Here is a 17,784-nt window from a genome sequence, read left to right on the forward strand (position 1 = left end):
CAGATCCCGGTCGCCGCGATCCTGGCTGCGCCGCCGTCGCTTACTGGTCAGGCGATCCGCCGCTGCCCAGACGCTTTATCTCTTCCGGCATCTCATAGGCATCGAGTTCAAACGTCGCGACATCGCTGATGGTGATCTCGTGCTGCTCGACCATGCCGGGATTGCGAGCATGAATTTCACCATCGAGCTTGATGCAGCCCAGCAGATGATCGATACGCTCGCCGGTATTCGACAGCGGCAGCAGGATGCGCGAATAGCGGATATATGGCCGCCCGGCGAGATGCAGCGTGTTGCGACGATATTGAACCTTGCGGCCAAAAGCCGCGGCGCAGAAAGCTTCGTCGAAGAATTCGCGTAAAGGCGAGCGCAGCGCTTCATCCAGCCACAGGCCATGCAGCCGCGCCTGCACCAGCGCCTCAACATCGCTGCCGGCCAGGCGATAGCGGAAACGCTCTTCGCTGTGATCGACCTCGATGATGAACAGCGCCGGCAGCAGGAAGCGGATTTCGCCGGGCTCGATGACTGACCGCGGTGGCGGGAACCGGCTGGTCTTTTTCGACAGCCAGTAGAAATACAGATGCCGCAAATCCGGCTCGTCGATTTTTTCGGCGAAGCGCATGGTTTCTCCCTGCCTTGAGCCGTATTCCCCACTCACACTCGCGCCACTATGCCGCAAAAACCGTTACCTGTGGCGCAAGAACCACATGATCTGAAAAACCGATCATTTCTCCGAGAACAAGAAATTTCCCCATTTGAACGGACGCCGCAGGGATAACCTTCAGTCGATAAGAATCGTGCCTTTGGGCTTGGCGATATGACGCACCGGGCCTGGCGGCGGCAGACCCTTGCAATCGATCAGGCTGGCGCTGCCCAGATGCACATCCGTGAATTGCGCCTGGCCGAAGTCGACGCCCACCACCTTCGCGCCGCGCAGGTCCACGCCATTCAGATTGGTGCCGGTCATCTGCGGGTGGAACAGGCGACCGGTGGGCTGACCATCCGGCGTCGTCACCTCGGCGCCGATCAGTTGCGCGTTGCGGAAGGTGGCGGCGCCGAGATTGGCTTCACTGAAGATGGTGCCTGCACAGCAGGCTTCGTCAAAATTGACGCGCTGCAGATCGCAGCGGGTGAAGTTGGTGAATGTGAGCTGGGCGCAGACGAAATGCGCATCCGAGAGGTTGGCGTCGGTGAAATCGGCAGCGCGCAGGTCGCAGCCCGAGAAATCAGTGCCGCGCAGCTTGCGCCCGGAGAAGTTGGCGCGCTCGCCTTCGCTGCCGCCGGTGGCGATCCAGCGTGAATGGCTGGCGAGGATGGCCTCGATTTCGCCATGCATAGTCGCGTTGGCGCTGCGCATCGCGGCGCCGATCAGGTTGGCGCCGGTGACATTGACCATGCTGAGATCGACATTGCGCAGGTTTGCACCGCGCAGATCGGCGCCCTTCAGCTTGGCGCCATCGAGCTTGGCGCCGAGCAGGTTGCATTCCTTCATCTTGGCTTCGGTAAAATCGGCGCCGCTGAGATCAGCACCAGCGAGATTGACGCCGTAGAGGTTGGCGCGGGCGAAGCTGGCGCCGCGCGCCGACGCCACCGCCATGTCGGCTTCCTCAAGCTGGGTCAGCGACAGATCGGCACCCTCGAGATCGGCGCCACGCAGGGTCGTGACCTGCCGCCGTGTGCCGCGACTGTCCTGGATCTGCATCTGGCCTGGCCGCATGTCGGACTGGCGCAGGCTGGCACCGCGCAAGCACGCACCGAAGAAGTTGGCGCCGCGCAGATCGGCACGGTCGAACTGGATCTGGCTCAGATCAGCGGTGGCAAAATCGGCGGCAAACAGGTCGGCCCGTCGCAGGCTGGCCTTGACCAGGCTGGCGCTAATGAAGCGGCAGGCCGCCAGCACCGCATCGTCGAGTTGCGCCCCGTCCAGGACCAGCCGGGAGAAATCCTCGTCGCGGTATTTCAGGCGCTCGCCGCCCTGGCGCTGGGCCATATAGGCGGCATGGCGCGAAAAGGCGTGCAGCAGGGTTGGTGGAGGGAGACGGCGGTCGGTCATCGTGGCCTTCTGTCAGCCCCGGCGTTCTGTCAGGGATGCGCTGCAACTCTAGCGGGACCACGGCGCGCGCGCCAACAGATTCATGCCGTGATGAGGCTGATATCGGCGAGTTTACGTAGCCGCGGATACACGCGGCGATACCTGCGCCCGTCTCAGACGTCGCCGTTGATACCGACGCAGTTGCGCAGGTCGGCGCCGGAGAAATTGGCACGGCTGAGTTTGGCCTTGCTCAGGTCGATATGGTCGAGCACCGCACCGCGCATATCGGCGCCGGTCAGGTCGACATCGAGCATGATCGGATAGAGCGTGCGGCCAGTGGCCTGCTGGCTGGCGCTGAACAGCGGGGCGCCGACCAGCTTGGCGCCGCGGAAGGTGGCTTCGGCCATGTTGGCGCTGGTGAAATTGACGCCGCCGAGATCGGCCTGGTCGAAGTTCACCTTGTGCATGTCGGCACCCAGGAAGCTGGCGAACAGCAGCTGCGCGCTGGAAAAATCGGCGCCCTTGAGGTCGCAGCCATGCAGCTCCGCGCCGCGCAGGTCGCAACTGGAGAAATCGCAACCCACCAGCTTCTTGCCATTGAGGATGGCGCGCGACCCTTCGGCACCGCCCGTGGCGATCCAGCGGCTATGCGCGTGCAGGATCACCTCGATCTCGGTCGGCAGATTGGCGGCTTTACGGTAGGTCGCCGCCGACAGGTCGACGCCCTTCAGGTTCACCTTGGAGAGATCGACGTTGCGTAGATTTGCACCGCGTAAATCTGCACCTTGTAACAGCGCGCCTTCCATCCGCGCGCCGATCAGGTTGACGTCGCGCAGACGGGCAGAGGTGAGGTTGGCGCCCGAGAGATCGGCGCCGGCCAGGTTCACCGCGAACAGGCTGGCATTGGCGAAATTCGCGCCGGTGGCGGACGACACCGACATATTGGCTTCGTCGAGCTGGGCCGAGCGCAGGTCGGCACCATCGAGCTTGGCTTCCGACAGGTTGGCGGTCTGCGACTTGGTGCCGCCGCCCTCGACCAGGATCTGGCCCGGGCGCAGGTCGGCCTGGTTCAGCGACGCACCACGCAGCACGGTCTTCATCATGTTGGCGCCGCGCAGGTCGGCGCGATCCAGGATCGCACCCGACAGGTCGGCGCGCATGAAATCGACAGCAAAGAGATCGGCGCGGCGCAGTTCGGCCTTCACCAGCGAACTGCCGCTGAGCAGGCAGCGCGCCAGCACGGCGTCGTTCAGCTTCGCATTGTCGAACCGGAAGAAGGACAGATCCTCGCCGCGGCGCTGCAGACGCTCGCCTTCGCTGCGCCCGCCGGCCCAGGCGGCATGGCGGGACAGGGCGACAGTCAGGTGCTGCGGTGGAAAACGAAGTTCAGGCACTGCCAATAAATCCTTGCCGCCGGGCTTGTATCCCTGACGGGTATTGTCCTCGGGTTATTTCCATTTTGACAATAGTGCGGCACGGTCGCAGGCGGCAAGCCGATTTCAGACTGAGTCGCAGAATCCTACTGAATCTCGCCCCGACGGCTTACGAGACGACACCGGAGCAATCCCGCAAACGGCCGTGCTTCAGCAGGCTGCCGGTCTGGATCGCCGAGCTGAAATCTACTCCCTCGATGATCGCCCCCCGGAAATTCGCCTGGGACAGGTCGCTTCGCGTGAATTGCGGATAGAGCAGGCGACGGCTACCGCCGCGTGCACCGAGCAGGACCGCGCCGGTCAGGCGGGCTTCGAAAAAACTGGCGCCTGCCAGCTGCGCATCGCTGAAATTGGCGCCGGACAGATCGGCGCGATCAAACCGTGCACCCGCGAGGTCGGCACTGCTGAAATTGGCGAACATCATTTCGGATTCTGTGAAATCCGCATTCCTGCACTGGCTGCCGCTGAAATCGGCGCCCCGCAAGTCGCAGCCGACAAACTCGCAGTTGACCAGATTGAGTCCGCGCAGGCGCGCAGGCTCGCCCTCGGCACCGCCGGTGGCAATCCAGCGGCTGTGCGATGCCAGCATGGCCTCGATCGGCGGTGGCAATGCCGATCCGCGCCGCATGGTGGCGCCCTGCAGGGAGGCGCCGGTCAGGTCGACGCGGCTGAGATCGACGTTCCGCAGGTTGGCGCCGCGCAGGTCTGCACCGCGGAGTTTCGCGCCTTCCATCATGGCGCCGACGAGATTGGCCTCTTTCAGTCGGGCGCCGGTGAAATCGGCGCCGCTGAGATCGGCACCGGCAAAATTCACGGCATGGAGGCTGCTGTTGGCGAAACTGGCATTCCGCGCCGAGGCCACGACCAGGCGCGCCTCATCGAGTTGTGCACTGCCAAAATCGGCATCGTCGATCACCGCACCTTCCAGATTGGAGACGATGGACGCATTCCCGTCCGAGGCCGCCTGCATGATATGGCCCGGCCGCAGATCGACCTGTTGCAGCGAGGCCTTTTTCAGGATCGCGCGGCCGAGATCGGCGCCACGGAGATCGGCGCGGTCGAGGGTGGCTTTGGTAAGATCGGCATCGACAAGGCTGGCGCAGAAGAGGTCAGCGCGGCGCAATTGTGCTCCGGCCAGACAGGCATTGCTGAAATCCGCGCGGGTCAGAACGGCATCGTCGAGCCAGGCATCGTCGAGCCGAAGCGAAGCGAAGGTGCCACCCGCCGCCTGCAGACGCACACCTCCCTGCCGGCCGGCTGCATAGGCCGCGTGCCGTGACAGGGTCAGTTGAAATTCACGCGTAGGCAGATGGCGATTGGGCATGGCGTTATCCGCAATGCGCGCATCTTAGGCAAGCTGTGCTGACGAAGTAGGTTGAGATTCGGTTATTCGGAGGCGCTGGTGATCAGCGCTTGATCCCGATGCATTCACGCAGGTCGGCGCCCTGCAGGTTCGCCCCGACCAGTTTGGCCTGGGTGAAATCGATGCCTTCGAAAGCCGCGCCGCGCATGTCGGCGCTGCTCAGATCGGCCTGCTCGAAACGCGGGTAGATCACCTTGCCGGTGCGCTGGTTGCGCACATTGTAAAGCTCGACGCCGGCCACCTTCGCGCCGCGCCAGCGGCTGGCGGCCAGCAGGGCTTGGGAGAAATTCGCGCCGCTGAGATCGGCCATGTCGAAATTCGCCTTGGCCAGATTGGCCTCGATGAAGCTGGCGAACATCATCTGCGCATTGGAGAAGTCGGCGCCTTCGAGCGATGCGCCATGCAGCTCGGCGCCACGCAGGTCGCAGCCGGCGAAATTGCAGCCATCGAGTTTCAGGCCGCTGAGAATGGCGCGCTTGCCCTGCGCTCCGTTGGTGGCGATCCATACGCTATGTTCCTGCAGCGCGGTTTCGATCGCCTGCGGCAACTGATCGCCCTTGCGGTAGATCGCACCCTGCAGCGACACGCCTTCGAGATTAACTTTGCTGAGATCGACGTTGCGCAGGTTGGCGCCGCGCAGATCGACGCCCTTGAGCTTGGCGCCTTCCAGATTGACACCGATCAGGTTGGCGTCCTTCAGCTTGGTGCCGGTCAGGTTGGCGCCGCTGAGATCCGCGCCGGCCAGGTTGACGGCAAACATGCTGGCGCCGCCGAAATTCGTGCCTGATGCCGAGGACACCGACATGTTGGCTTCATCGAGCTGGGCGTTCTTGAAATCCGCGCCGTCCAGCTTGGCGCCATCGAGATTGGCGTTGACCTGTTTGCTCTCGCTGGTCTCGGCGATCATGATCTGGCCAGGCCGCAGGTCGACCTGGCTCAGCGAGGCATTGCGCAGGATGGCGCGCCCCATATTGGCGCCGCGCAGATCGGCGCGATCCAGCACCACACGGGTGAGATCGGCGTCCTGGAAGTCGGCGCAGAAGAGATCGGCACGGCGGAATTCCGCATTGGCCAGCGACGCATTGCCGAAACCGGCACGCGACAGGATCGCGTCATCGAGCTTGGCGCCGTCGAGCTTCAGGTTCTCGTAATGCACACCGGGTGATTGCAGCCGCGTGCCACCCGGCCGGCCGGCCAGGAAGGCGGCGTGGCGGGAGAGGACAACCTGCACCTCGTGCGGCGGTATGTTGCGATCGACCATTAGCGTTGAATATCTGCAATTACCCGGCAACCGGGTAGTTACAAAACGCTAATGTCTCGACCGTAGCAGCGCAACTCCTAAGTGAAATTCCTGCTAATTCTTACTAACTAAATATTACAATGGAATCACAGTCACTTATGTCTCGGGCCCGCGCGCATTCCGGTACAATTGCGCAACTCGGTGCCGGCAATATTCACTCTGTCAAAAGTTGCGCTCGCAAAATCGACGCCTTCCACGACCGCGCCGCGCAGGTCCACGCCGGTCATGTCGGCATTGTCAAAGCGCGGAAAGATGGTTTTTCCGGTGCGCTGATTCAGTGCGTTGAAGATCTCGACGCCCACCAGCTGGGCGGCGCGGAAGGCGGCCCCGAGCAGGATCGCGCCGGAGAAATTCGCGCCGCCGAGACTGGCCTGATCGAAATTCGCCTTGCGGATATCGGAGCCGACGAAACTGGTGAACAGCAGCTGGCTCTTGGTGAAATAGGCGCCGGCCAGATTGGTGTCGTGGAAGACGGCGGCGCGCAGATCGCAACTCGAGAAATCGATACCGGGCAGCTTCATGCCGGTAAAGACCGCGCGCTCGCCGCTCAGGCCGTTCGACGCGATCCATTTGCCATGCAGCAGCAGCTTTGCCTCGATCTCGGCCGGCAGCTGCGCGCCACGATAGATGGCGCCGGCCATCATCGCGCCGCTGAGATCGACGCTGGTGAGATCGACGCTGCGCAGGTTGGCGCCGCGCAGGTCGCAACCGGCCAGCTTGGCGCCTTCCAGATTAGCGCCGACGAAGGTGGTGTCCTTCAGCTTGGCGCCCGAGAAATCCGCGCCCGACAGATCGGCGCCAGTGAGATTGGCGGCAAACAGCGAAGCTCCGGTGAAGGTCGCATTCACCGCGCTGGCATTCGACATGTTGGCCTGGTCCATATGAGCGTGGCCCAGATTGGCCTCGTCCAGGTTGGCGCCGGACATGTTGACCGGCACATCCTGCTTTTTCTCCTTGGCAGGACCGTCGCCCTCTTTCACATGCTGTACGATCTGGCCCGGCCGCAGGTCGGCCTGGCGGAAGGAGGTCTTCTTCAGCACCGCCATCAGGAAATTGGTGCCACGCAGGTCGGCGCGTTCAAAGGTGGTGCCGGTCAGGTCAGCGCGGGTGAAGTCGCTGCCGAACAGGTCGGCGCGCAGGAAACGTGCATCCTGCAGCGAGCAGCTGGCGAAACTGCAGCCCGGCAGGATGGCATCATCGAAGATTGCGCCATCCAGCTTGAGATCGGAAAAGTCGTCGGCGCGGCATTGCAGGCGGACGCCGCCCGGCCGGCTGGTCAGATAGGCATTATGGCGCGACAAGGCCCAGCGAACGGGCTCCGGCGGTATCCGCGCGGACATGGCGATGATTTCGACTCTTGGTGGATTACAATGATGACGGTTCGGGGATTCACTGTAGAGAAACCGGCCCCGGGCCGCCATGGCTTTGTCAGACGGCCGCGACCTTAATCGGGCTTTTCAGAATCCGGGGCAGCAAGTAATGTTGACCTATTCAACAGGGGAATGTGTCGATGGCGTCCGTTAAGCAAAAGACCGGCAAGCAGCAGACTCAGAAAGCCGGTCCCGAGAAGGATGGGTCGAACCGCCGCAGGTTCCATCGCCGCGACACTCACATTGTCGCCCAGTTGAACTACAATGATATGCTGGTCGACGGCATGGTGACCAACCTGTCGCTGGAAGGCTGCCTGTTCGCGCCGCGGCTCGACATTCCGGTCGGCGAGCGCGTCAAACTGAAGCTGGCTGGCGAGAACAAGGCCGTGCCCGCAACGGTAAAGGCGGTGAGCGAACTGGGCGTGCATTGCCTGTTGCATGCCGGCGGCGCCACGCTGGGCCGCCTGTCGGTGGCCGTCGACGACATGGCGCTGCTGATGCTGAATGCCAGCCGCCCGCATGTGGTGGAGGCACCGCCACCGGCCGCGGCGAAACCCGCCAGAAAGAAAGCCGCGAAAAAGATCGTGAAGAAGGCTGCCGCGCCGGCAAAGAAAAAAGCCGGGAAAAAAGCAGCCAAGAAAAAGACTGCGCCGGCAAAGAAAAAAGCCGTGACGAAGAAGAAGACCGTCACGAAGAAGAAGACCGCGAAAAAAACTGCACCGAAGAAGCGCCGTTAGACGCGGCGTTTTTTATCTCAGGCCGGTACGACCTCGCCCACCGTCCACTGTTTCGCCGCTTCGGTGGCAAAGACCAGGATGCTGTCAGTGCCGACCGACACGCTGTCGGGCACGGCAGTGCCGCGACGCTCCAGGCTGATGCGCGCCTCGTTCACCGGCAATCCGTAGAAGCGCGGGCCGTTCAGCGAGGCGAAAGCTTCCAGCCTGTCGAGCGCATTTTCCTCGGCGAAGACCTGCGCATAGCTCTGCATCGCGGTCGGCGCATTAAAAATGCCGGCGCAGCCGCAGGCGGCTTCCTTCAGATGCACGAAATGCGGCGCGGTGTCCGTGCCGAGGAAGAAGCAGGCGTCGCCTGACGTGGCGGCCTTGCGCAATGCCAGACGATGATGCTCGCGTTTGGCGATCGGCAGGCAGTAGAGATGCGGCCGCACACCACCCTCGAAGATCGAGCTGCGGTTGATCATCAGGTGATGCGGGGTGATCGTCGCGCCGATCTGCGGCGCGTGGCTGCGCACGAAATCGGCGGCTTCGGCCGTGGTGATATGTTCCAGCACCACTTTCAAGCCGGGGAAATCCTTCAGCAGCTTGCCGAGGATGCGTTCGAGGAAGACGGTTTCGCGGTCGAAGATGTCGATGCTGTGATCGGTGACCTCGCCATGCAGCAGCAGCGGCATGCCGATCTTTTCCATCATCGCCAGCACGCTGGTGATGCGCGCGATGTCGGTGACGCCATGCTGCGAATTGGTGGTGGCGCCGGCGGGATAGAGCTTGGCCGCCACCCAGACCTTGCGTTTGAAGCCGTCGGCGATATCGGCCGGGTCGGTGGCGTCGGTGAGGTAGGCGGTCATCAGCGGCTCGAAGCGCACGCCTTTCGGCAGCGCAGCAAGAATGCGCTGGCGATAGGCTTCGGCATCCGTTGCCCGGGTTACCGGCGGCTTGAGGTTCGGCATCACGATGGCGCGGGCGAACTGCGCCGCCGTATGCGGCAGCACGGCGGCCATCACCTCGCCATCGCGCAGATGCACATGCCAGTCGTCGGGCTGGCGGATCACCAGGCGGTTCGGGGCGCTGCTATTCATCGGACAAACCTCTGCATGCCAATCGGGGATGACATACGCCATTCCTCCCGGACGGGCCAGTCCTCGCCGTGCAGTGCTACCGGTATTTCAGTGCAAGCCGCCGCGCCATGGATATACTGGACCCGTGATCCGCCCGTTAGCCAGCCTGCTGGAAACCCTGACCCTGCCCGGCCATCGCGCCGTCGCCCAGCACTGGCTGGCGCTGTATCGCGCCGCCGGCAACCAGGTGCCGGCATTGGCCAGTCTCGACCCCCTGCGGTTCTCCGCGGCGTTGCCCGATATCTGGATTGTCGACCAGGACGAAGACGGGGTTTTCCGCTTTCACCTGCTTGGCCAGAATATGATCGACTGGCATGGCAGTAACCCGAAGGGCCTGACCTTCGAGGAGGTCTATACGCAGGCCGTCCTGCCGGTGGTGACCGCCATGGTGCGCCAGGTCATCGACCGTCCGGCCATCTGCCATCAGCACACGCTCAGCATGACGCGCAATCGCCTGTCGCCCGTGCCGTCCGAACGGATCGCGCTGCCGCTGGCCGACACCGACGGCCGCATCCGCCACCTGTTCGGTGTCACCGTCTACAAGACCCGCGACGGCCATGGCGATGGCATGATCCGCAACGACGTACAGAGCGAGCAATGGTATCCGGTCGCGCAGGCCGAGACACTGCCGGCCTGATCACAAGAACCTGATCACCGCGTCCCAGACGCCGGCCTATGCTGCCCGGACCGGCCGACAAGCGCCGGAGACAAACGGGGAGCGACACATGAACCGGATTCTGGCGGCCTTGAGTCTCGGCGCGATGCTTTGCATGACCACACCCGTGCTGGCACAGCAGGCCCAGCCATCGGGAACACCGCGCCCGGCCATCGCCACGACAAAAGTGCCTGGCACCGACGGCGTCTATGTTTTCCGCAATGGCAATCACCAGGGCATGTTCGTGGTGACATCGGCCGGCGTGATCGCCACCGATCCGGTCGCTTATGGCAAGCCGTTCGGCGGACAGCAGTATCTGGACGAGATCCGCAAGGTCACCGACAAGCCGGTGAAATACGTGATCTACAGCCATCATCACTATGACCACATCGCCGGCGGCAAGGCGCTGAAAGAGGCCGGCGCCACCTTCATCGCGCATCGCAAGGCGAAAGAGCGGCTGGCGAAACTGAAGGACCCGCATACGGTCATACCGGATGAAGTCGTCGGCGATAAAGGCCGCACCATCACGCTGGGCGGAACCGTGCTGGAGTTGAGCTATCACGGCCTCAATCATTCCGACTCCACCTTGGTGATGCGTCTGCCGAAAGAGAAAATCGTCTTCATCGTCGACACCATTCCGGTCGGTGCCGTGCCCGGCCGCGGCATGATCGATTTTCATCCGTTTGAGACCGAAGCCTTCATGAAAAAAATGCTGAAACTGGACTGGGAGCGGCTGATCCCCGGCCATCCGGGACCGAATGACCGGCTCGGCACCAAGGACGATGTACGCGCGCAGCTCAAATTCCTCGAAGACGCCTCGGCCGCGATGAAGGTCCTCGCGCAGGACGGCAAATGCTGGGACACGGCTGAGAAGGAATTCAAATTACCGCAATATGAAAGCTGGCCCGGTTATGCCAATAACCTGCCCTTCGTGGCGCGGCGCTACTGTGGCTTGTGGGGCCGGGGAACATAAGACGGGGTACCTGAGACGCCCCACTCGCCTTTTGCATGGCTGCCCTGCGGCAAATCGCGCAGGTCAGGTGATTGAACCGGCAGTCCGCGCGGCTATGCTGCGCGGACTTTTTCAACGCCGTTTTTCTGCGATGGACCGCCCGCTCGACAGCCTGCTCGCCGATCTCGACCTGCCCGGACACCGCGCCGTGGCAGAGCACTGGCTTGCGCTGTACCGCGAGGCCGGCACGGTGCCGTCGCTGGCCCGGATCGATCCGCTGCATTTCCATCGCGCGCTGCCCGATGCCTGGATCGTCGATCTCACCGACGACGGCCGCTTCCAGTTCCGCCTGATGGGCGAAACGCTGGTGCAGTGGTATGGCCGCACTGCGAAAGGCCTGTATTACCAGGACCTGTTCCCGGCCGATGTCGTACCAGTGCTGGAGCAGCAGTCGCGCCTGGTGCTGGAACGACCGCAGGCCGGTTTCCAGCGCGTGCATACCAATGTACCGGCCGGCACACATATGCCGCGCGCCTTCGAGCGCCTGACCTTCCCGCTACGCGACAAGGCCGGCGATAAGATCACGCATATCCTGGGCAATTCGATCTTCAACCGCGCGGCCGGCGATCCCGCACCGGAGCACGAATACTGGTATCCGATCCCGTAAGATTCCGCCGCGGAAAAGGCCCGCCCCGTCCACAGGGCGGCCGGGTTATCAATTTTCAATTATCCCTGCTGCCGGATTCACCCCAGAGTTGGCATGATCACAGCCTTCCGGGAGGGGCGAACGGTCATGCAATACGACTTCGCCAGCCTGATGGACGACCTGACGCTCGAGCCGCACCGGGCACTGGCCGCGCACTGGCTCGACCTCTACGCCACCACTGGCGGCGGCATTCCGCGCGTCACCGCCATCGATGCCCTCAGCCTCGGTCGTCACCTGCCCGATATCTGCATCCTCAACCATGACGGCGGCAACGTCTTCAGCTTCCGCCTCGCCGGCGGCCATGTGAACGACTTCTATGGCCGCGAGGTGCGCGGCAAGCTGCTGACCGATCTGGTCAGCTCGCCCACGCGCGAACGGCTGATCGGCATGGCGCATGCCATCCTGCGGCCGCCGGCCGCCATCCTGCACGGCATGAGCGGCATGCTGCCGCAGTGGAATTATTCGGTGGCGCTGCAGCGCCTCAGCCTGCCGCTGACCGATGCCACCGGCCGGGTCAGGCATATCATCAGCGCCACGGTACATTCGCGCCACGCGGCCGATCCGTCGCATGACTCCGTTGATATCGATTTCCAGCGCCAGTACCGCATTCCGGCAATCGAGACCGGCAACCAGGCCACCGCCTCGTAATGAACCAGGCAGCTCACAGAAGCGCTTCATCCGGTGCCATGACGATTTCGCAGTCTACAGAGCGTCCGTTCAATGCCCTGCTTGGTGATGTCGCCCTGCCCAGCCATCGCCTGATGGTGCAGCACTGGCTCGACCTCTATGCCGCCGCGGGAAATCGCGTGCCGTTCTGGCGCAAGCTCGATCCGCTGCAATTCCCCTCGGCGCTGGCCGATATCTGGATTGTGGAATTGCGCGACAACGGCCGCCTGTATTTTCATCTCGTCGGCCAGAGCCTGGTGGACTGGTATGGCTACAGCCCGAAGGGCAAGTCGATGGAAGAGGTCTATCCGCCCGCCATGGTGCCGCTGATCAATGCCCTGTCGCAGGGCGTTCTGGGCAGGCCGGCAATCAATTACCAGAAAGCCTTCAGCCTGACGCCGCACTGGAGCGTGGCCATCCCGATGGAACGCATCGCCCTGCCGCTGACCGACGAACAGGGCCGCCTGCGCTGGGTCGCCGGCATCACCACCTTCCTCGACAGCCACGGCCATGGCAGCGGCCCGGTGTCGTCGCGTGTCGCCGAGGAATGCTGGTATCCACTGCCGTAAGAAGCAGCGCCTTTTCTTTCCATTGTCATTCCCGCGAAAGCGGGAATCCCATTTTTATTTTTTTGCGGCGCAACGATAGGATCGCGGGCCAGCCCGGGGTGACAAGAGAAAAAACTTACAGCGGCAGATTTTCATACCCGCTGCCAGAAAATTCGATCAGGTCAAAACCGTTGCCGAAGGGATCGGCCATGTTGGCGATGCGACCGTAGTCGCGTGACTTCACTGGTCGATCGAGCCGTCCGCCACGCTCCAGCAGCCGCGCCAACACTGTATCCAGGTCATCGACAACGAAATCGAGGTGCACCGGCGTCCAGTGCCGGTCGTAATTGCGCTCGACCATCCTGTCGCCAAGATCGGCGGTCGGAGTCCGGCTGGCGAGCAGAAAGACCGGTGTATTGGCACCCGCGAGTTCAATCCAGCGCTGACTGTATTGACGCTTCAGCTTCAAGCCCAGGCCGTCACAGTAGAAGGCGATGCCGTCTTCCGCAGTCGTGACTTCGATATAGGCATGGACCTTGATCATGCGGCAGCGCTCTTACAGCGCCGCTTTCAGCACCTTGAAAAGTTTCTCGATATCGTCCTCGGTGTTGTAGACATGCGGCGTGACGCGCATTGCCTGGCCGCGCACGCTGACGAAAACCTTTTCCGCCGCAAGCTTCGCCGGCAGGTCGGCCGGGACCGCACCATCGAAGCGCAATCCCAGATAATGCCCGGCACGGCGGTCGGCACGCACGGTGTCGAGACCGAGTTCGGCCCGCGCCCGTTCGGCAATCGCATCGTTGCGGTGTTTGAGCGTCGCATAGATGCGCTGCGTGCCCAGGCCGAGCAGATAGTCCAGCGCTGCATGCGCGGCCGGGGCCAGCGCGAAATTGCTGCGCTCGCCGACATCGAAGCGCCGCGCGCCGGGCTGGTAGTCGCTCTTGTAATCCACCAGGCCAGCGAAGTTTTCGGAATCCTTGCGCGCGATCCAGTTCTGCTCGATCGGCATGCCGCCGTGCCAGCGCTTGGCCACATACAGGTAGCCATAGGTGTAAGGCCCGAGCAGCCACTTGTAACCGCCGGCGACCAGGAAATCGGGCTGGATCGCCTGCACATCGAACGGCATCACGCCCATCGACTGCGTTGCATCAATGCAAAGGGCGGCGCCCACCTTGCGGCAGGCCGCGCCGATAGTGATGAGATCGAGCAGCCCGCCGTCGGTCCAGTGGCAATGCGGCAGCGCGACGATGCCGGTATTGGCATCGATGCGTTCCAGCACGCGTGCGGTCCAGTCATCGTCGCTCGGGCGCGGGATGCTGATAAACGTCGCCTCGACGGCTTTTGCCTTCTCGATCCAGGGATAGACATTGGAGGGAAACTGTTCGGCCAGCGTGAGGACGCTCTGGCCTTTTTTCAGCGCCAGGATGTTGGCCGCCACCGCCATGCCATAGGACACGCTCGGCACCAGCGCGACATCGTCGGCCGTGGCATTCACCAATTTCGCGAACAGCCCGCGCACGGTTTCGGACTCGGTGAAGAAATCCACCGGCGCAATCGTCCAGGGGTTGAGCTTGGCACGCATGCCGCGTTCGCCGGCCGCCACCGCCACTGTCGGCATCGGCCCCATATAGGCGCTGTTGAGATAGGCGACATCCGCAGGGATATCGAACTGCGCGCGCTGCGAGGGCAGAAGTGTCTGGCTGGGAGTCTGCTGGTTCATCGCCATCGATCCATTTTTTTGCTGGCGGCCATTCTGCATGGAAACGCCGGGTAAATCACGACAACGTAATGTAGCCTGACAATTTTCCGCTGGTCCGCCGACGAAGCGTGACGCATCTTCACGCCACCTCGTCAGCCGCCCCCCAGAGTTTCAGATGCCGGTTCCCCATGTCGCCCTCGCCGTCCTGATCGCCGCGATCTGGGGCTTCAATTTCGTCGTGATCCGCCTGGGGCTCGATGCCTTCCCGCCGCTGCTGTTCAACGGCCTGCGCTTCGTGGTCGCCAGCCTGCCTTTCCTGTTGTTCTTCCGCAGCCCCGGCGTGCCGTGGCGCTGGGTGATCGGTGTCGGCCTGGTGCTGGGCGTGATGAAGTTCAGCCTGCTGTTCCTCGCCATGGCCTGGGGCATGCCGGCGGGTCTGGCCTCGGTGGTGATGCAGGCACAGGCGTTGTTCAGCGTGGTGTTTGCAGCCTTGCTGCTGGGCGAGCGGCCGGGCCAGATGCAGTGGGTCGGGCTTGCGATTGCAGCATTCGGTCTCATCGTCATCGCCACCGACATGGAAGGCAATGTCGGCCTGATCGCCTTCCTGACCTTGATCGCGGCGGCAGCCTGCTGGGGCTTGGCTAATATCATGACGCGCCGTGCCGCGGCGCCGAAGCCGCTGGCCTTCATGATCTGGGTCAGCGCCGTACCGCCGCTGCCGATGTTCGGACTGTCGTGGATTTTCGAAGGGCCTGATGCGATGGCCGCGGCCTTTGCCGGCCTCGAGCTGCGCGGGCTTCTCGCCGTGCTCTATATCGGGCTGCTGTCGACCACCGCCTGCTTCGCCGGCTGGAGCCTGCTGCTGCGGCAGCATACCGCGTCGCTGGTGGCGCCGTTCACCCTTCTGGTGCCGGTCTTCGGTCTGCTCAGCGCCTGGGCCGTGCTGGACGAGATGCCGTCAACGATCAAGCTCGGCGGTGCCGCGCTGATCCTGTTCGGTCTGCTGGTCAATGCTGGATTGCTGAAACGGCTGTTGCGGCAGCCGGCCAGAGTCTGACGCGTCTTCAGATCACAGTTTGAGCGCGAGATCCCGGATCGCCGAGCGACAGGCATCGGCGGTGCGCTCAAGATATGCGCGGGCATCGGGGCGGAGTTCACTCTGCTGCAGCTGTTCGTTGATAGACGCCAGAATCGTGCGCAGGTGCCGAATACGAGCCGGCATATCCTTATCCCCCTCAAATGAATCGCGTGTCGAATCGGTTGTCACGCGAGGGAGAGTGCCGGGCTTTGGTTAACAAAATCTGTTGTCAGGCTGCGCTGGGCCATTGGCTATTGCGCAGGGTATCCCCGATGCGCAGCAGCGTCAGCTTTATCTAGTGGTAACGACAGACCCCGACCACAATGACATGTGTTGCTGAGTCGCCCGTTGCTTCGCTCAATGCCTGCAACAGATGCGAAAGATTTGTCGAAGCGACCGCTGATTTATGGGCGCGACTCTCAGGAACGCGCGCGCCGAATCGGATCACGCACCCAGCTGCGACCGGCGGCGGCGCGGCGCGCGGCGGAGTCCCGGTGTGAATTCCGGCAGGCCGGCGGCAAACACCACCGGCGGAACCATCGGTACAGACCTGGGCGACACTGACGCGGCCGGGCGGCCTGGCGTCAGCGGCTGCGGGATCAGGGTTTCGCCGACCTCTTCGGCCATGACTGTGATCACCGCCTCTTCGGCGACAGGGTCCGGCACCGGCACCGCATGAATGGTGGTGACAATCGGCGTGGGCGCCACATCGTTGGCCGCGGCAGAGATGTCGGCAGGCTGCGGCGGCAGCAGGCCGACCTGGCCGAGCAGGCGGTCGATCATGCTCTTCAGCGGCAGCGGCACCGGATCGTAGCCTTTCAGGATCAGCACCATTGCCGGGCGGTTCATGCCAAGCTTTTCCGACAGCTGGTCGAAGCTGATCTCGAAATGGCGACAGGCTTCCAGCACGCGCGGCTGCACGTCGCTCAGGTAATACAGTTTGCCGTCGCGGCGCAGGCAGGGCAGGCCGTCATCCAACAGGAAGTCGTCATCGGCCGAATTTGCATGAACCTGGGTCGTCTGGATCGTGTCGATCACGGGCATCTCCGGGTCGCAGGGTCTGCAAACCAAACAGGAGAGCGCCGGTGGAAGTTTCCGCGCGCCGCGGATCACATGGTGATCAGCACGGGACAAATGCGTGATGTGATTGCGGAATTGGCAGCTTGCGGCGATTTGCCACAAGCGAGGCTGGACTATAGCCGGTCCTGCGATGTGGCGACCGCCGCCTGCTGCCAGGGCGTGATGCCGGCGCTGAGGCTCAGGCCCCGCAGCACGAAATCTTCGATGGCGCGCTGGGTCTGGCGCTGCACCGGATCATGGCCCTTCAGCACCAGCACCAGCGCACTGCGCGGCAGATTGAAGCGCGTCGCAAACAGATCGAAGCTGATGCCATGCGCCCGGCAGGCCTGCAGCACCAGCGGCTGCACATCCTGCGCGAAGTACAGCCGCGCACCGCGTTCCGTCGTGGCGAGGCTGCCGCGGGCGCTGTTCAGCGAAGCCAGGGCGCGTCCCGACTGCGCCTGGGCGAGGCCGGGGCGGGCGAAGCGCGGATACTGCATCGGATTCATGGGCGGCCTCTGATCTGGCTTTATACGCGCGCGGCATGCGCGGCACGGTCGCACCATCACAACGCCGCATCGCTGCGGCAGTTTCAGACTGGAAAAAGATTTTTGCCCGGAGAGAGAAAAGTTGGGAGAGAAGCGTCAGACGCTGAGATCGGCCTTGCGGCCCAGGCCACGCGGCCGCGTGTCGGTTCTGGCCTCGGTGGCGGCTGCCTGGTTATCCGCCTTTTTGCCTTTTTCGCCCTTGGCGCCGGCGCTGCCGCCGCTGTTGCCGGATGCCGTGGCCGCCATGCGGGTCTGCTGACCGCCGACCGGCACAGCCGTCACCGCTGCGGCCGCCTGGACTGCAGTGGGAGCTTGGTTCTGCTGGAGTCCCTGGGCCGGATTACTTGCCAGGGCCTGGGGCAGAACAGGTGGCACAAATAGGCTCATGGTTAAGATGTAAGATGACACCCCTTGCTTGACAAGAAATTAAAGTAAGATGGCAAGGAACGAGCCTAATCGTTAACGCCGTCTGGGACATCCGGGGGATGCCCTGACGAAACCATACCGGGAAAGAACTGCCGCC

At 63.2% G+C, this 17,784-nt stretch carries 20 protein-coding genes; 7 read left to right on the forward strand and 13 right to left on the reverse strand.

Going from position 1 to position 17,784, the window contains the following annotated elements:
- Positions 1-40: 40 nt before the first annotated feature.
- From FNB15_RS05375 to FNB15_RS05400, 6 genes are all read right to left on the reverse strand, one after another.
- Complete coding sequence (locus FNB15_RS05375; protein WP_144067723.1) at positions 41-619, reverse strand: PAS domain-containing protein; 579 nt, start codon at positions 617-619, stop codon at positions 41-43.
- 159 nt (positions 620-778) lie between these two features.
- Complete coding sequence (locus FNB15_RS05380; RefSeq protein WP_144067724.1) at positions 779-2,050, reverse strand: pentapeptide repeat-containing protein; 1,272 nt, start codon at positions 2,048-2,050, stop codon at positions 779-781.
- A 152-nt stretch (positions 2,051-2,202) separates the two neighbouring features.
- A complete protein-coding gene (locus FNB15_RS05385; protein WP_185973719.1) occupies positions 2,203-3,423 on the reverse strand; it encodes a pentapeptide repeat-containing protein in 1,221 nt (406 codons plus the stop codon).
- Between the two features lie 148 nt (positions 3,424-3,571).
- The gene (locus FNB15_RS05390; RefSeq protein WP_144067726.1) at positions 3,572-4,786 is read right to left on the reverse strand and encodes a pentapeptide repeat-containing protein; all 1,215 of its coding nucleotides are present in this window, start codon (positions 4,784-4,786) and stop codon (positions 3,572-3,574) included.
- A gap of 82 nt (positions 4,787-4,868) precedes the next feature.
- A complete protein-coding gene (locus tag FNB15_RS05395; protein ID WP_144067727.1) occupies positions 4,869-6,086 on the reverse strand; it encodes a pentapeptide repeat-containing protein in 1,218 nt (405 codons plus the stop codon).
- Between the two features lie 131 nt (positions 6,087-6,217).
- Positions 6,218-7,426: a pentapeptide repeat-containing protein gene (locus FNB15_RS05400; RefSeq protein ID WP_185973720.1), complete on the reverse strand. Its 1,209-nt coding sequence runs from the start codon at positions 7,424-7,426 to the stop codon at positions 6,218-6,220.
- Between the two features lie 209 nt (positions 7,427-7,635).
- Here FNB15_RS05400 and FNB15_RS05405 point away from each other — a divergent pair, with 209 nt between their 5' ends.
- Complete coding sequence (locus tag FNB15_RS05405; protein WP_144067729.1) at positions 7,636-8,232, forward strand: PilZ domain-containing protein; 597 nt, start codon at positions 7,636-7,638, stop codon at positions 8,230-8,232.
- 17 nt (positions 8,233-8,249) lie between these two features.
- Here FNB15_RS05405 and pyrC read toward each other — a convergent pair whose 3' ends face one another.
- The gene (pyrC, locus tag FNB15_RS05410; protein ID WP_144067730.1) at positions 8,250-9,311 is read right to left on the reverse strand and encodes a dihydroorotase; all 1,062 of its coding nucleotides are present in this window, start codon (positions 9,309-9,311) and stop codon (positions 8,250-8,252) included.
- A 124-nt stretch (positions 9,312-9,435) separates the two neighbouring features.
- On the opposite strand from pyrC, the gene FNB15_RS05415 reads away from it, so the two are divergent.
- From FNB15_RS05415 to FNB15_RS05435, 5 genes are all read left to right on the forward strand, one after another.
- Positions 9,436-9,987, forward strand: a complete 552-nt coding sequence (locus FNB15_RS05415; RefSeq protein WP_185973721.1) for a PAS domain-containing protein — start codon at positions 9,436-9,438, stop codon at positions 9,985-9,987.
- Positions 9,988-10,075: 88 nt separating this feature from the next.
- Positions 10,076-10,978, forward strand: coding sequence for an MBL fold metallo-hydrolase (locus tag FNB15_RS05420; RefSeq protein ID WP_144067732.1), 903 nt, complete (start codon positions 10,076-10,078; stop codon positions 10,976-10,978).
- Positions 10,979-11,108: 130 nt separating this feature from the next.
- A complete protein-coding gene (locus tag FNB15_RS05425) occupies positions 11,109-11,624 on the forward strand; it encodes a PAS domain-containing protein (protein WP_185973722.1) in 516 nt (171 codons plus the stop codon).
- 126 nt (positions 11,625-11,750) lie between these two features.
- Complete coding sequence (locus tag FNB15_RS05430; protein ID WP_185973723.1) at positions 11,751-12,311, forward strand: PAS domain-containing protein; 561 nt, start codon at positions 11,751-11,753, stop codon at positions 12,309-12,311.
- A 38-nt stretch (positions 12,312-12,349) separates the two neighbouring features.
- Positions 12,350-12,898 carry a PAS domain-containing protein gene (locus FNB15_RS05435; RefSeq protein WP_185973724.1) on the forward strand — a complete coding sequence of 183 codons (549 nt, stop codon included), beginning with the start codon at positions 12,350-12,352 and terminating at the stop codon, positions 12,896-12,898.
- A 115-nt stretch (positions 12,899-13,013) separates the two neighbouring features.
- Here FNB15_RS05435 and FNB15_RS05440 read toward each other — a convergent pair whose 3' ends face one another.
- Complete coding sequence (locus FNB15_RS05440; protein WP_144067736.1) at positions 13,014-13,421, reverse strand: VOC family protein; 408 nt, start codon at positions 13,419-13,421, stop codon at positions 13,014-13,016.
- Between the two features lie 12 nt (positions 13,422-13,433).
- Positions 13,434-14,597, reverse strand: coding sequence for an aminotransferase class V-fold PLP-dependent enzyme (locus FNB15_RS05445; protein WP_144067737.1), 1,164 nt, complete (start codon positions 14,595-14,597; stop codon positions 13,434-13,436).
- Positions 14,598-14,751: 154 nt separating this feature from the next.
- Here FNB15_RS05445 and FNB15_RS05450 point away from each other — a divergent pair, with 154 nt between their 5' ends.
- The gene (locus tag FNB15_RS05450; RefSeq protein ID WP_144067738.1) at positions 14,752-15,633 is read left to right on the forward strand and encodes an EamA family transporter; all 882 of its coding nucleotides are present in this window, start codon (positions 14,752-14,754) and stop codon (positions 15,631-15,633) included.
- Positions 15,634-15,645: 12 nt separating this feature from the next.
- Here FNB15_RS05450 and FNB15_RS20915 read toward each other — a convergent pair whose 3' ends face one another.
- From FNB15_RS20915 to FNB15_RS05465, 4 genes are all read right to left on the reverse strand, one after another.
- Positions 15,646-15,798: a hypothetical protein gene (locus FNB15_RS20915; RefSeq protein ID WP_185973725.1), complete on the reverse strand. Its 153-nt coding sequence runs from the start codon at positions 15,796-15,798 to the stop codon at positions 15,646-15,648.
- 300 nt (positions 15,799-16,098) lie between these two features.
- The gene (locus tag FNB15_RS05455; protein WP_144067739.1) at positions 16,099-16,692 is read right to left on the reverse strand and encodes a hypothetical protein; all 594 of its coding nucleotides are present in this window, start codon (positions 16,690-16,692) and stop codon (positions 16,099-16,101) included.
- A gap of 155 nt (positions 16,693-16,847) precedes the next feature.
- Positions 16,848-17,222, reverse strand: coding sequence for a hypothetical protein (locus FNB15_RS05460; RefSeq protein WP_144067740.1), 375 nt, complete (start codon positions 17,220-17,222; stop codon positions 16,848-16,850).
- A gap of 135 nt (positions 17,223-17,357) precedes the next feature.
- Positions 17,358-17,543 (reverse strand): hypothetical protein, encoded by a 186-nt coding sequence (locus FNB15_RS05465; RefSeq protein ID WP_144067741.1) that lies wholly within the window; start codon positions 17,541-17,543, stop codon positions 17,358-17,360.
- Positions 17,544-17,784 lie beyond the last annotated feature (241 nt).

The organism is Ferrovibrio terrae (assembly GCF_007197755.1).
Taxonomy (GTDB): Bacteria; Pseudomonadota; Alphaproteobacteria; order Ferrovibrionales; family Ferrovibrionaceae; genus Ferrovibrio; species Ferrovibrio terrae.